This window comes from Desulfovibrio cuneatus DSM 11391, assembly GCF_000430005.1.
GTDB classification, from domain to species: Bacteria; Desulfobacterota; Desulfovibrionia; order Desulfovibrionales; family Desulfovibrionaceae; genus Frigididesulfovibrio; species Frigididesulfovibrio cuneatus.
Genome location: NZ_AUCY01000018.1, coordinates 1 through 13867, shown reverse-complemented (window position 1 = coordinate 13867; position 13867 = coordinate 1). Strand labels below are relative to the sequence as shown.

The 13867-nt window shown below is 55.0% G+C and carries 7 protein-coding genes; 3 read left to right on the top strand and 4 right to left on the bottom strand.

Translation table 11 applies throughout. The annotated features are described in order from the left end of the window. Positions 1-209: 209 nt before the first annotated feature. The 4 genes from G497_RS0105300 to G497_RS0105285 all read right to left on the bottom strand — a co-directional run bounded on the left by G497_RS0105300 (position 210) and on the right by G497_RS0105285 (position 8524). Positions 210-2414, bottom strand: coding sequence for a CHASE2 domain-containing protein (locus tag G497_RS0105300; RefSeq protein ID WP_169726973.1), 2205 nt, complete (start codon positions 2412-2414; stop codon positions 210-212). A 120-nt stretch (positions 2415-2534) separates the two neighbouring features. Next, entirely contained in the window at positions 2535-4577 is a 2043-nt protein-coding gene (locus G497_RS19020) for an HD domain-containing phosphohydrolase (protein WP_051257865.1), read from the bottom strand. Positions 4578-4807: 230 nt separating this feature from the next. Beyond that, complete coding sequence (gene ade, locus G497_RS0105290) at positions 4808-6535, bottom strand: adenine deaminase (RefSeq protein WP_027187379.1); 1728 nt, start codon at positions 6533-6535, stop codon at positions 4808-4810. A 417-nt stretch (positions 6536-6952) separates the two neighbouring features. Next, positions 6953-8524 (bottom strand): alpha/beta hydrolase, encoded by a 1572-nt coding sequence (locus tag G497_RS0105285; protein WP_027187378.1) that lies wholly within the window; start codon positions 8522-8524, stop codon positions 6953-6955. Between the two features lie 380 nt (positions 8525-8904). Here G497_RS0105285 and G497_RS0105280 point away from each other — a divergent pair, with 380 nt between their 5' ends. From G497_RS0105280 to arcA, 3 genes are all read left to right on the top strand, one after another. Then, positions 8905-10407 carry an amino acid permease gene (locus tag G497_RS0105280; RefSeq protein ID WP_027187377.1) on the top strand — a complete coding sequence of 501 codons (1503 nt, stop codon included), beginning with the start codon at positions 8905-8907 and terminating at the stop codon, positions 10405-10407. A gap of 445 nt (positions 10408-10852) precedes the next feature. Further along, complete coding sequence (locus tag G497_RS0105275; RefSeq protein WP_027187376.1) at positions 10853-12358, top strand: amino acid permease; 1506 nt, start codon at positions 10853-10855, stop codon at positions 12356-12358. Positions 12359-12395: 37 nt separating this feature from the next. Next, positions 12396-13652 carry an arginine deiminase gene (gene arcA / locus G497_RS0105270; RefSeq protein ID WP_027187375.1) on the top strand — a complete coding sequence of 419 codons (1257 nt, stop codon included), beginning with the start codon at positions 12396-12398 and terminating at the stop codon, positions 13650-13652. The last annotated feature ends 215 nt before the right edge of the window (positions 13653-13867 follow it).

The window sequence follows — 13867 nt, the reverse complement described above, 5'->3', positions numbered from 1 at the left end:
CTGCCTGAATTGAAGAGCTGCTTTGCACACCATGTGGCATGCCGCTTGCGCCAGGAAGTAGCAAAACCGTTTCAGTGATTTCACTCATAGTAAGAAGAAATAGTCTGATTTGGCTACTGTGTCAATACATAATGGGAAAAGAAAGGGGTGTATGTGTTATTTGTTGAACTAGATGGAAATATAGGGAAACGAAAAAAAGAAGTCCTTCCCTAAAAGTGGGGCTTTGCATCGTATAAATTCCACACCCCCTCCCAATAAATGGGCGGGGCGGCAGCCAGTTTCTGGGCGCGGTCGGCAAACAGGGCGTAAAGGGCTTCGTCCGGGTGCTGGTCGTGCAGGTCAATGCAGCGCAAGGCGGTTTCTGCAAATTCGCCTTTTTTATATAGCAACAGGGCTTCCTGCCAAGCCTCCAATTCTTCTTTGCGCGCGTCAGCTTCTTCCTGCGTCAGGGGAAACCACAGGGCAACAGGGGTGCGGCTGCCAGGCAGGGCCAGGGTGTCTAGCGGGCACATAACCAAATGGGGGGTGGGGGGGGGTGCGGCTGCCGCGCTTGCCACAAGGGGAATACCATACTGCGCTGCTATGTGTTCCAGTTGAATGGTAAGGCGCACATTGTGCCCCACAGGGGTATATTGCGGGCGGGAACCCGTGAATAGGCACCCCACAGGGGCTGTGGTGGTGTGCAGCCCCATGTGCACATGCAGGGAAAGCCCATGGGTTGCACGCAACTGGGTGTTCAGGGCGCGCATGCTTTGCTGCAAGGCAAGGGTTGCTTCCACGGCGTGGGCTTTGTGCCCTGGCTGTGGCAGGGGGGCGTTCCAAAATGCTCGCAGGCCAACATCAATGGGGGTATCCAGGGTGGCGTGGTGTGCCAGCAATTCCTGGTTAAGGGTGGCGCAAAAATGGTTCAGCACTTCCAGGCTTTGGGCCGGGGCCAGTTTGCGGGTTAGGGTGGAAAAGCCGCGTAGCCTGGCATACAGCACCGTTACTTCGTGTTCCTTTGGGTGCAGGGGCATGGGCAGGCGGGTAATGCGTTGCAATGCTCCAGGGGTGACTGCGTGGTGCAGGGCCGCCATAATGGCTTGCTTGTGGCTTGCCAGGGTGCGGTAGCGCAGGGTGCCCAGCACAATGCCTTGCAGGGTAAAGGCAAGCAGAGTGTATAAAGGGGAAACAAAAATACCTTGCTTGGTAAAGTGCCAGGTACCCAGCAGCATAATGCCGGGTAGAAGAATAACGGCAGCAGCGCACGCCATGGGGCGAAGAAAGCCAAAAAAGGCAAAGCCTACAAGGCTGGCAAGTACAATGAGGACTGATTCCAGCAGGGGCACCCAGGGGGCAGCCACAAGAAAGTCGTTGGAAACAATGGCATTAAGCAGGGCGGCATGTACGGCTGTGCTTTCCGGTGTTTCCATTTCCAAAATGGGCCTGGCCCCTGGCAGGTTGGGGGTGGTAACGCCCACAAAGGCAATGCGGCCTTTCAAGGTTTCAGGGGGCAGGGTGCCATCTAAAAGGCTTTTGGCGCTTATGTGCTGTGTATTTTGGGTTTCCACCTGAAAAGGCAGTAGCATGGACCCATCGTGGGCAATAGGAATGGCAAAGGGCCCGGCATGCAGGGTGGAAGGGCCACGGCTGCCCATGGTAATGCGTATGTTGGGTATGTGCAAAGCCCGCATCAGGGTGCGCAAGGCAAGGGTGGCATACACCCCTTCCCCAAGTTGTGTTACCAGGGGAATTCGGCGCAGCACGCCGTCGGTATCTGGCGGCAGGTTCACCATTCCCACAGGGGCATGGTGCCAAAATTGGGGCAGGGGGAAATAGGCCCCGCTTGCCTCAGTAAGGTGTTTTTCAAATTGCGGGCTGGCCCCATGCCCAACGGCTACAAACCCGGCAGGGGGTGGCATGGGGGTGTTTGGTCTTGGCTGGCTGTCAACGCGGGCATAGGCACCCAGCACCACAGGCAGCACCTGAATGGTGTTTCCAAGAATGGTGTCCGGGTCTGGCAGGTTATTCAGGGCGTGTATCAGTTCCAGGTTCTGCCTGTTGGGGAGCAGGGTGGCGGCAAGGCTGGCAGGGGATGTGTTGTCCGGGGTTGAAAGCACCAGGTCAAGGCCAATGGCGGCTACTTTTTGCTTTCCAACGGCTTCCAGCAGCCGGGCCAGCAAGGTGCGGGGCCAGGGCCACGGGCCGTAAGTCTCTTGGGTTTCTTCATCAATGGCAATAACCACTGGCAAGGCGGAAGGCGCGGGCCGGGTGCGCAGGGGGAGCAGGGCGTCGTAGGTTGCCAGTTCCACCATGCGCAGCGGGGCTGGCTGCAAGGCGTGCAGCACAAGTATGGCCCCCATAAGGCATGCAGCAATGGCTGCGAACAGCACAGACTGCTTGAAGAACATACTGCGTAGTTTAGGGGAGAGCATAGTGCAATGCCTTATGGGGAACGCAACGAAAATCTTGGGAACCAGCGGTGACATGGCATTTGAGAAACGCTTGTGCCGTGCCAAACGGAATGTATCAGCGTTTCTCCTGGGGCCCCTGTGTTAATCCACGGGGGGGAGCAGGGCAGAAGCGATGTTGGTATCCGGGTAACGCTGGCCAATCATGCGGACAATATCGGTTATTTCCATAAAACAGGTGACAAGTTCCGGGTCAAAGTGCTTGCCGGATTCTTCCTGTATGTAGCCCAGGGCGTCTTCAAAAGACCACGGTGCCTTATAGCAGCGGGGGGAAACAAGGGCGTCAAAGACATCTGCCAGGGCGGTAAGGCGGGCCACAAGGGGAATGTCTTCACCTGCCAGCAAACCTTCCTGGCCGGAGCCTGCATAGCCTGTTCCGTTCCAGCGCTGGTGGTGGTGGCGGGCAATAAGGCAGGCCAGTTCGGTAATATCTTGGTCTTCCGAGGCAAGCAGGGCACCGCCAAGGGAAACGTGGTCGCGCATGACAATGAATTCCGAAGGGGTAAGCTTGCCCGGCTTTTTCAGCACAAGGTCACTAATGCCAATTTTGCCAATGTCGTGCAGCATGGCTGCCATACGCAACTGGCTTTTGAAGTGGCGGATCTGGTCGGGGGAAATGTCCTGCTTTTCTGCCCAGCGTTGGTACAGTTCAGCGGTAATGGCCCCCACCCGTTCGGCGTGCGGGCCAGTTTCCCTGGGGTCGTGAATGGCGGTTATGTGCAGCATGCGGTAAATATTTTGCCGCAATATGGCCCCGAATTCCAGGAATTTTGCGGCCTCACGGGCCAGTATGCGTACATTGGCTTCCATGTCGGCTGTAAAGGGGCAGGGCTGCTTGGTGCGGGGGTGAACGCTGTTAAGCAGTTGCAGCACCCCCAACAGTTGCTTGTTTCTGCCAAAAAAAGGCATGGTAAGCACAGACTGGGTGTTGTAGCCCGTTTTTGCGTCAAATTCGCTGTTGAATTTGTAGGTGGAATCGGCAGGCAGCAGGTGCACATTAGGAATGTTCAGCGTGGCCCCGGTGGCGGCGGCGTAGCCTGCAAGAGACTCCCGGGAAATGGGCATGCGCATGTTCACATAGGCATAACGGTAGGAGCTGTTTACATGAAAAAACGTGTCGTTATGGGTATAGGCAAAGACCAGTTCATTGCCTTCTGCCAGGAACATGGTGCCTGCATCCGCACGGGTAATGTGCCGCGCTTTGGCAAGAATACGGTCAAGAATGACGTTTTCTTCCCGGTACAGGGCAAGGTCGTCTAAAAATTCATGCAGCCATGTGCTACTTTCCGGCTGGTACGGGGGGTGGGCCGGGGGAAGCAGGCGCATGTTTTCCCGCGCCACATACATGGGGGGGGTGCCTTCTTCTTTATAAAGCAGCAGGTTGCGTTGCAGGGTGTCCAGTTCTGTGTCTGTGCGGCTTGGCTGGTGGTGGGAAAGGACAAGGCAGCCCACTTCCACCTCTCTAGCCGCCTCTACCCAGTCTTCCCAGGCAGAATGGCCCCAGCCGGGCATTTTGTCGCTTCTGTTATAGGAAGCATCCACCACAGCTACATTGGCACCGTGCAGCATGGCTTTGGTGCTGGCCCACACTTCCGGGGTGTCTGTAATTTCGTGGTCGCCAGAGTAGAAAAAGGTAAGGCCTTCGGTTTGCACGCGGTAGGCCATGTTGCCACCGGGGTGGTTGGTCAAAATGCCTTCCACGCGCACTTCTGTTCCTTGTGGGCTAGTTAACAGGAGGGGGGTGCCGGGTGTAACCATGTGGCGAATAGTGCTGCCCCGCAACGAACTAAAAGCAATGGGGAAAAGGGTGCCATTGAAATAGGCTTCCGGCAGGTCTGCCAGCCATTCCGGCAAATACAGGTGTGTTGTCCACCCTGGGTGGTGCAATGGCTTGAAAAAGCCAAGGCCCTGCACATGGTCTAAGTGACCATGGGTAATGAACAAATGGCAGGTGCCTTTGTCGGGCAGGCTATCGCCTAAAAGGCGAATGCCCGAGCCTGCATCAAACACAAGGAACATATCATCTTCCGTGCGTAATTCAATGCAGGCGGTGTTGGGCCCGTAGTATTGAGTTGCGGATGAGGGGCTAGAAATACTGCCGCGAACTCCCCAAAGTGTAATTTCCATAAGCTGTCCATGAACTACTGCCTGTGCTTAACAGGCTGTTAAGGAAACACTGGTGACTTGTTCCATTCCCCCCTGGCGTAGAGGTATTGTGCAGGCCAAGTGTGTTGCCGCGCATGCCTTTGTAAGGCGAAATTCCCTATGCAATGCTCCAGTGTATAGCACTACTGTAATAGATATGCCATGAAAAACAAGCCCCTTCATGGGGAATTTTGGTACTTGCCGTGCCTGCTTTATGGGGCCACGCTTACAGGCACTACGGTGAAGGCATCCACATCCACCAGGCCGCGCTCTGTTATTTTAAGGTGGGGGATAACAGGCAGGCTCATAAAGGCCAGGGTCATGAAGGGGTCGTTGCCCTGGGCAAGGCCCAGTTCACGCACGGCATTGTGCATGTCCTTCAGGCATATTGTCAATTCTTTCATTGGCTTGTCGGAAAGAAGGCCAGCCAGGGGCAGGGGCAGGGAAGCCACCACACGGCCCTGGCAGGCAATGGCAAGCCCGCCGTCAATGCGCTGCAATTCTTGTGCGGCAAGCAGTATGCTGGCATCGTCCATGCCCACCACCACAAGGTTGTGTGAATCATGGGCAATGGTGGAAGCCACAGCCCCCTGCTGCAACCCAAGCCCTTTGATGAAGCCCACCCCCACGTTGCCGCTGCCACGGTGGCGTTCAAACACCGCAATTTTAGCCACATCGTTTGCCGGGTCTGGTACAAAGCAACCCGCTTCCTGGGGCAGTTCCATAACCAGTTTCTGGGTGACCACCTGCTCTGCAATGGTGCCAATAACCCTGGCTTTGTTGCTGGTGGCAGGCACACGCAGGTGCTGGGGGCCAAGGGGGGGCAGGTGCATGCTGCCGCGTACTGCCTGTTCGTTCACTGCCCGGCATGTGCCCAGGGCTTTGCCATTATGGGCGGCAAGGGTGCCGCTTTTCCATACATGGCTGGGCCGCCAGTTGCTGTTTTTGGGGAACAGGGCCAAATCGGCCCGGTAGCCAGGGGCAATGGCGCCAATGTCGCGCAGGCCAAAGTGGCGGGCAGCGTTAAAGCAGGCCATGTTCAAAATATTGGGCAGGTTCACCCTGCCATCTTCCTGGGCAAGGCGCACCATGTGGTTAATGTGCCCGCGCTGTTCCAGGTCTTCCGGGTGGCGGTCGTCTGTGGCAAAAAAGCAGTACGGCACTGTGGCATCGTTCACCACGGCCAGTAAACTGAGCAGGTTGCGCGTGGCAGACCCTTCACGCAACATAACGGCCATGCCATTTTCCAGGCGGGCCTGGGCTTCTTCCGGCAGCAGGCATTCATGGTCGCTGCGTATACCTGCCGCTGCATAGGCTTGCAGGGCATCCCCTTTCAGGGCCGGGGCATGGCCGTCAATGGGGCGGCCTTCTGCCATGCGCAGTTTGGCCATAACCCCGGCGTCGCCTGCCAGCACCCCAGGGTAGTTCATCATTTCCCCAAGGCCCAGCACCCGTGGGTGGGCCAGCAGGGGGGCAAGGTGGGCAGCTTCCAGGGCATGGCCCCCCATTTCCAGGGGGGAAGCAGGCACGCAGGAGGGCAGCATGAAATAGGCGTTAATGGGGGCATTTTCCGTGGCTTCCAGCATATATTCAATGCCGGCAATGCCTGCGACGTTGGCAATTTCGTGGGGGTCGGCAATAATGGTAGTGGTGCCAAGGGCCACCAGGGTGCGGGCGTATTCCTGGGGCATGGCCATGCCACTTTCAATGTGCACGTGGCCGTCCACAAACCCTGGCACCAGCATGGCTCCCTGGGCGTCCACTTCTTCTTCCCCGTGGTAGCCTGCCCCAATGGCAGCAATGTAGCCACCATAAATGGCGACTTCTGCCAGGCGGAATGTTTTGGTGAATACGTTATATACTTCGGCATTTTTGATGACAATATGGGCTTTTTTTTGGCGCTGGGCAACGGCAACAAGGCCCTCAAGCGGTTTTTGCATGGTCTTCTCCGTAAAAAAAGAAACGGGTATGCTGGTAGTATTTTGGCGCTCAGGGAAATTATCTCTCCTGAGTCCACTATGGTGTCTTTTTTGAACAATGTATAGGTGTATACTAACAGGGGCTGGCAAGTCTTGCCAGCATAAAAAAAGGGGGCTGGTGCCCCCTGTGTGGGGAAACACTGATTTATTTCGTTTGGCTGCGTTACTTCGCGTTTCTTGAAACAGTCGAGGACGGAAGAGTCCACTCCTGCTTCAAGAAACGCTTGTGCCTTGCCAAACGAAATAACTGAGCGTTTCCTAAATGCCAATTAATCAGCGGTTCATAAACTTTCTACATTGAGTTGGGGAGGCTTTGCCCCCCTCTGCCAAGCGCAAAGAGCACAAAATTACAGTAGCCTATTATACAGTGCTTTCGCGTTACATTTCTTCGTCTTGCGGCAGGTTTTGTTCTGGTTCCTGCATGTGTTCTGCGTTTTCTTCATAGCCAGGGGGCAGGGGGGCGGCTTTGATGGAATGCTGCACCGCCTGAACCGATTTTTCCAGCCACAATTCCACCCGTTCTTGCAGGTACGGGAAGAACGGGTTGGAAGACGTGCGGCTGAGTGAGGCAGGGTTTACAATAAGGACGCCGCGTTCACCGCGCAGGGAAAGCCCCCCAAGGTTTACCCCATAGGGGTGGGGGCCCTCTGCCCGCACTGACATGCCGTACAGGGGGTCGTCCATGGGAAAGGGCAGGGCCACGTGGGAAAGGGAGAATATTTGTTGCGGGTAGACCAGGTCAAGGTCCTGCACCTGTTCTACGGAAGTGCCTGCCACAATGGTTCTTGTGTTGGTGCGAATGTCGTACACTGCCCGGTTGCCCACCACCGTAAGGTCGAACCGCTGGGGAAAGGGGGGCAGCAGGCGGGAAAGGGCAATTTCCGAGGCAGAGCGCATGAGCGGGCCAAATACAGAGGCGCGGTTAATATCAAACAACACCAGTTCGCTGCCGTTTTGGGGCAGGCGGGAGTACAGCACAGAAATAATGGACGCCGTGCTGACGGTGTAGTCGATAACAGACTGGAACGTGAGTATGGGGGGCATTGCCTCCAGGGTGCCAGCCCTGGCGTGGCGGGCCAGTTGTTCTTGCAGTTCTGCGGTAAGGCGGTGCGACTGGCGTGCGCCGTTTACAGGAAACGAATTATACTTGAAGGGGTTAAATTCCGGCACAACCCCAAGCCAGGCTGCCTTGGCAAATGGGGGGAACAGGGCAGGCACAGCCGCAATGCCAGCAAACCGGGCAAAGCGGGTTACGCCAATCATGGGGGAAATAAGAATAAGCTTTTGGGGCTTGGCAAGGGTGGGGTCTTCCAGGGCATCCAGGGCGTACTTTACAGCCAGTGCCCCGCCATTGGAAAAGCCCACCAGGTGCAGGGGGGCCTCCGGCCCGGTGCGGCGCTTTGCTTCACGCACGGCAAGGCGGGTGGCAGCCAGCCAGTCTTCCCAGGTAACGTCGCTTAAGGCTGCGGGCACCGTGCCGTGGGCAGGCACGCGCAGGCCAATGGCAAGAAAGCCACTTTCCGTATAGCGGCGGGCAAGGTGGCGCAAGCTGTAAGGAGTGTCTGTCAGGCCATGCAGGAATATGGCAACCCCCTTGATGGGGCCTTGGGGTTCCATAACATAGGAGCGGTTCCAGTTGTCTGCAAAGCTGGGGGGGTAAATGGGGGCTTTGGCATAAAAACGGTTACTGGGCACCTGGGCTGCCTGGGGGATTTTATCGGTCACTTCCTTGCGCACTGTTTCAAACAGCTCGTTTTCGCGCTGCAAGTAGGCTGCCCAGTCTGCCTTGTTCAGTTCGGCCTCACGCATTTCCTGGGGAATAACGGTGTGCCACAGTTGCAGTGGCGGTGACTGCCAGGCATTAAAGGCACGCACCCCCCACATGGTAAACAGGGCAACCACAACGGCAAAGGCACAAAATTTCAATATACTTTTCACTTTTCGCGGCATTGGGTGTTTTCCTTTCTTACAAAAGTGGAGTGTGGACGGGCTGTTATTTGGCAGTGGAGTAACAAATAAGTGATTGTTCTTCTTGTGTAGTCCCTTGAATATATAGTAGCGCAATTGCGGCCAGGAATGCAAGCTGGTAAAAGTTGAAAGCGCATAACTACAGCAGGCTTTAGTCGCTGGGCCTATGTGCAGATGTTCTGGCGCAAAGAGAATGCGTGCCTGTGCAGGCTGGAGAATATTCAGTTGATAGAATGGCTGTTTCTTGTATAGTGCTGGCATATACCAGCATGTAATTATTCGCATAAAAAGAAACGCTGATGTATTCCGTTTGGCAGCGTTGCTCCCTTAACAGTTGTTCCAAAAGAATGAGGCGGCTTTTTATGGTTCCCAAGGCGCACCAGCTTTCCCTTGCGGCGTTAACAGCGCTTGTAGTGGGCTCTATCCTGGATGCAGGCATTTTTTCCGTGCCTGCTACCTTTGGCAGGGCCGCAGGAGCGCTTGGGGCGACTATTGCCTGGGTTATTGCCGGGGTAGGCATGCTTATGCTGGCCTTGCTGTTTCAAAAACTTTCCTGGCGCAAGCCTACCTTGAAGGCTGGCATATATGACTATGTTCGGGAAGGGTTTGGGGAATATCCGGCGTTTTTCGCGGTGTTTGGTTTTTGGGCAAGTTGTTGTGTGGGCAGCGTTTCCTATTTCCTGCTTATAAAGTCTACATTCAGCCTGGTATTTCCTGCCTTGGGTCAAGGCAACACCCCCCTTGCCGTGCTGCTTTCTTCCGCAGGCATTTGGCTGGTGCATTTTCTTGTATTGCGCGGCATACGCCAGGCCACAGTCATTAACACCGTGGCCACCGTGGCCAAGGTGCTTATCGTTATTATTTTTATCGTTATTGTTGCCGGGGCCTTTGAGCCGGAAATGTTTCAACTGAATTTTTGGGGTGGCCCGCTACCCCCGCCCCCGGCAGATGTGGACACCCTGGATTATTATGGCCGCACCGGGCACGCCGCATGGCTAATGCGGGCCCAGGGGCCGGAAGGGTTGGTGGAGCAAGTGCGCCGCACCATGCTGGTGGCTGCGTATGTATTTATTGGGGTGGAAGGAGCCAGCATTTATGCGCGGTATGCCCGGCGCAGAAAAGACGTGGGCCTTGCCACACTGATGGGTTTTTTCATCGTTCTGCTTCTGTTTATTCTGGTTACTCTTATTTCATACGGTGTTATGGAACGCCAAAGCCTTGCGGCGCTACGTCAGCCTTCCCTGGCAGGAATTCTGGAATATTTGGGCCGCACACGTGGTGGCCTGTTTGTGCGGGCCGGGCTGGTGGTTACGGTGCTTGGGGCGTACCTTGCCTGGGTGCTTTTAGCCATGGAAGTGCTGTACAGTGCAGCAAAACGGGGAGGGATGCCCCGGTTTATGTACAGCATGAGCCGTAACCAGGTGCCACACCTTGCGTTGCTGGCCACCAGTGGCCTGGTACAGTTTTTTTTGCTGTGTACCGTGTTTTCCGACTATGCCTATGGCTTTGCTCTGGAACTGACCAGCGCCCTTAGCCGTATGCCGTATCTTTTTGTGGCTGGCTTTGCCCTGAAGTTGGCCCTTTCCGGAGAAACCTATGCACGCAATAGCACGCTGCGGGTACGTGATGCCATTATTGCCTGCGTTGCCATTTTGTATCTTTTGGTGGTGCTGTGGGCCGGGGGTATAAAGTATGTTCTGCTCAGTGCCCTGGTGTATGCCCCTGGCAGTGTGCTGTATGTTATGGCCCGGCGCGAACAAGGGGTGCTGCGCCTGCCGCCATGGGAAAAAATGCTGCTTGTTGCGGTGTGGTGTGCAGCAATAGCTGCGGTGGCGGGGCTGTATTCTGGTACCATTACTATTTAAGGAAACGCTGAATTATTCCGTTTGGCAGTGCGAAAAATAAACTCGACTTCACTACTATCACTATTGTACAAAATTGTAAGTAGTTTAGTATGATATGTTATGCCTCGCAGTACAGCAGTGCATAGGCATTGGGCACCTATTTGCACGGTGTTTACCTGTGCATGCACGGCTTTTACGGAAGAAGTCCTCTTACAGTTCAAATGTTTTGTGCAATAGCCATGGAATGTATAAAAGTATTTGCTTAATTAAGTGATGCCGTTGACATAAAACAGGCTGAGTGATAGCTTGACATCTGTTCTATTGTATTTTCTTGTGCGTTTTTGCTGCATGGGAATACAGGTGAATATCATTTCTTCTTATTTCTTGTATCCCCTGAATATTCGTTGCTGTGGCAGCTTTTTGCCGTAAGCATATGTGGTTGCAACTTCTAAAGGAGCAGTGCGCTATGGCGTCAACTGAACAAAAATTATCCTTTTGGGCAATGGTTGCCTTTGTGGTGGGCTCAATGGTTGGCGCGGGTGTTTTTTCATTGCCGGCAACCTTTGGTCGTTCAACTGGCGTGGCAGGCGCTCTTATTGCCTGGACCATTGCAGGCAGCGGCATGCTTATGCTGGCCTTTGTGTTCCAAACTCTTGCCGCCCGAAAACCAGACCTGGATGCCGGGGTGTTTATTTACGCCCAGGAAGGGTTTGGTAATTACATGGGCTTTATTTCCGGCTTTGGCTTTTGGGCCGGAAGCTGCGTAGGGAACGTTTCCTACTTTGTACTCATCAAATCCACCCTTGGGGCTTTCTTTCCCATTTTTGGCGACGGCAACACCATTGCTGCGGTGCTGTTTGCCTCTGTACTGCTTTGGGCCTACCACTTTCTTATTCTGCGCGGCGTAAAAGGCGCAGCCGCCATTAACACCATTGTTACGGTGGCCAAAGTAGTGCCCCTTGTGGTGTTTATTGGGGTGGTTATTTGGGCCTTCAATTCCGACACGTTCTCTATGAACATGTTCAGCTACAACATTGTGGACAACCTCAAGGCCGACCTTGCCGGGCTTGAAAAGTATGGCTTTGTGGGCCATGCGGAAATGCTCATTGAAACAGTCCCGGCAGAATCGCTGTTCACCCAGGTGCGCAACACCATGCTGGTGACGGTGTTCGTGTTCCTTGGTATTGAAGGTGCCAGCGTTTATTCCCGCCTTGCCAAGCGCCGGGAAGATGTGGGCTCTGCCACTGTGCTGGGGTTTTTGGGTGTTATGGCCCTGTTTGTTATGGTTACCCTGCTTTCCTACGGCGTTATGTCCCGCCAGGAACTGGCCGCCTTGCGCCAACCTTCCGTGGCCGGGGTAATGGAACACCTGCTCGGCAGGCCCGGTGCCATTTTTATTAGTGTGGGCCTTATTGTCTCCGTTATGGGTGCCTACCTTTCCTGGGCGCTTCTGGCTGCGGAAGTGTTGTTTAACGTGGCAAAAAGCGGTTCCGTGCCAGCTACCTTCCGAAAGGAAAATAGTGAAGGCGTGCCCGCCAACGCCATGTGGCTTACCAGCATTCTTATTCAGGCTTTCCTTGTGGTGACCCTGTTCACCGACTATGCCTTTATGCTTGCCCTGGAACTGACCAGCGCCCTTAGCCTTATTCCGTATTTCTTTGTGGGTGCTTACGGCTACAAGCTTGCCCTTACCCGCGAAACCTACGACATAAACCCCAGAGCCAGAAACAAAGAACTGACCATAGCTGCCATTGGTACGTTCTATGCGCTGCTCATGCTGTTTGCTGGCGGGTTAAAGTACATTCTGCTTTCGGCCCTTATTTATGCACCGGGTTCTTACCTGTTTATCATGGCTCGGCGTGAGCAGGGCGTGAGTGTGTTTACGGGGAGTGAACGTACAGTCTTCTTGGGTGTGGTAGCTGCTGCTGCCGTGGCAGCCTACTGCCTGGCAACGGGTATTATTACCATCTAATTCGCTGTTATTACTGTTAACTACAGGAGAATACACAATGACTACCGATACGAAAAAAATGCCTTTTGGTGTTCATTCCGAAGTGGGAACCTTGCGTAAGGTAATGGTGTGCGCCCCAGGCCTTGCCCACACCCGCCTTACCCCAAGCAATTGCGACAGGTTGTTGTTTGACGATGTGCTGTGGGTAGAACGCGCCAAGCGTGACCACTTTGACTTTATTGTGAAGCTGCGTGAACGCGGTGTGGACGTTGTGGAAATGCACAACCTGCTCACAGAAACCGTGGAAATTCCCGAAGCACGCAAGTGGATTTTGGACCAGCAAATTGTGCCCAATGAAGTAGGCCTTGGCCTTGTGGACGACGTACGCGCCTTCCTGGACAGCCTGCCCCCTCGCACCCTGGCAGAACACCTTATTGGTGGCCTTTCCACCGCAGAAGTGCCGGAAACCTATGGCAAAGACATGCTGAAACTGGTGCGTGAAGCTGCGGGCATTACCGAATACTTGCTGCCCCCGCTGCCCAACACCCTGTACACCCGCGACACAACCTGCTGGCTGTATGGTGGCGTGAGCCTGAACCCCCTGTACTGGCCTGCACGCCATGAAGAAACTGTGCTGACCACCGCCATTTACAAGTTCCACCCGGACTTTGCCGGTAAAGTGAACGTGTGGTACGGCGACCCTACCATTAGCCACGGTACTGCCACAGTAGAAGGTGGCGACGTAATGCCCGTGGGCAATGGCAACGTGCTTATTGGCATGAGTGAACGTACCTCCTGGCAGGGCATCAGCCAGCTTGCCGCAGCCCTGTTTGCCAACAAGGCCGCTGAGCGTGTGATTATTGCCGCCATGCCCCGCCTGCGTGCCGCCATGCACCTGGACACCGTGTTCACCTTCTGCGACATCGACCTGGTAACCCTGTACCCCCACATTATGGACCAGGTACGCACCTTCTCCCTGCGGCCCAGCAACAAGCCCGGTGGCATTGAGCTGACCCGCGACAAAGGCACCTTTGTGGAAGTGGTGGCAGGTGCCCTTGGCCTGAAGAAAATCCGGGTGGTGGAAACCGCTGGCAACGATTACGCCACGGAACGCCAGCAGTGGGATAGCGGCAACAACATGGTGGCCGTTTCCCCTGGTGTGGTGTTTGCTTACGACCGCAATACCCACACCAACGCCATGCTGCGTAAACAAGGCGTGGAAGTTATTGAAATCTCTGGCAGCGAACTGGGCCGTGGGCGTGGCGGCGGCCACTGCATGACGTGTCCGATCATCCGTGACGCCGTCACCTTCTAGGAAATAAGTGTCTTTTTGGGTTTGGCGGTGTTGCTTGCTTTTTTGTCGGGGGGGCAGGGTGAAAGAACCCAGCCCTCCCCTCCAAAAAAACATCGCGCCTAGCCAAACCCAAAAATCCACCCATTTCCTGATTTGATGTGTCTTTTACCGTTTGGCGGCGTTACTTCACTTTTTCTGAAGCAGTCGAGGACGGAAGAGTCCACTCCTGCTTCAGA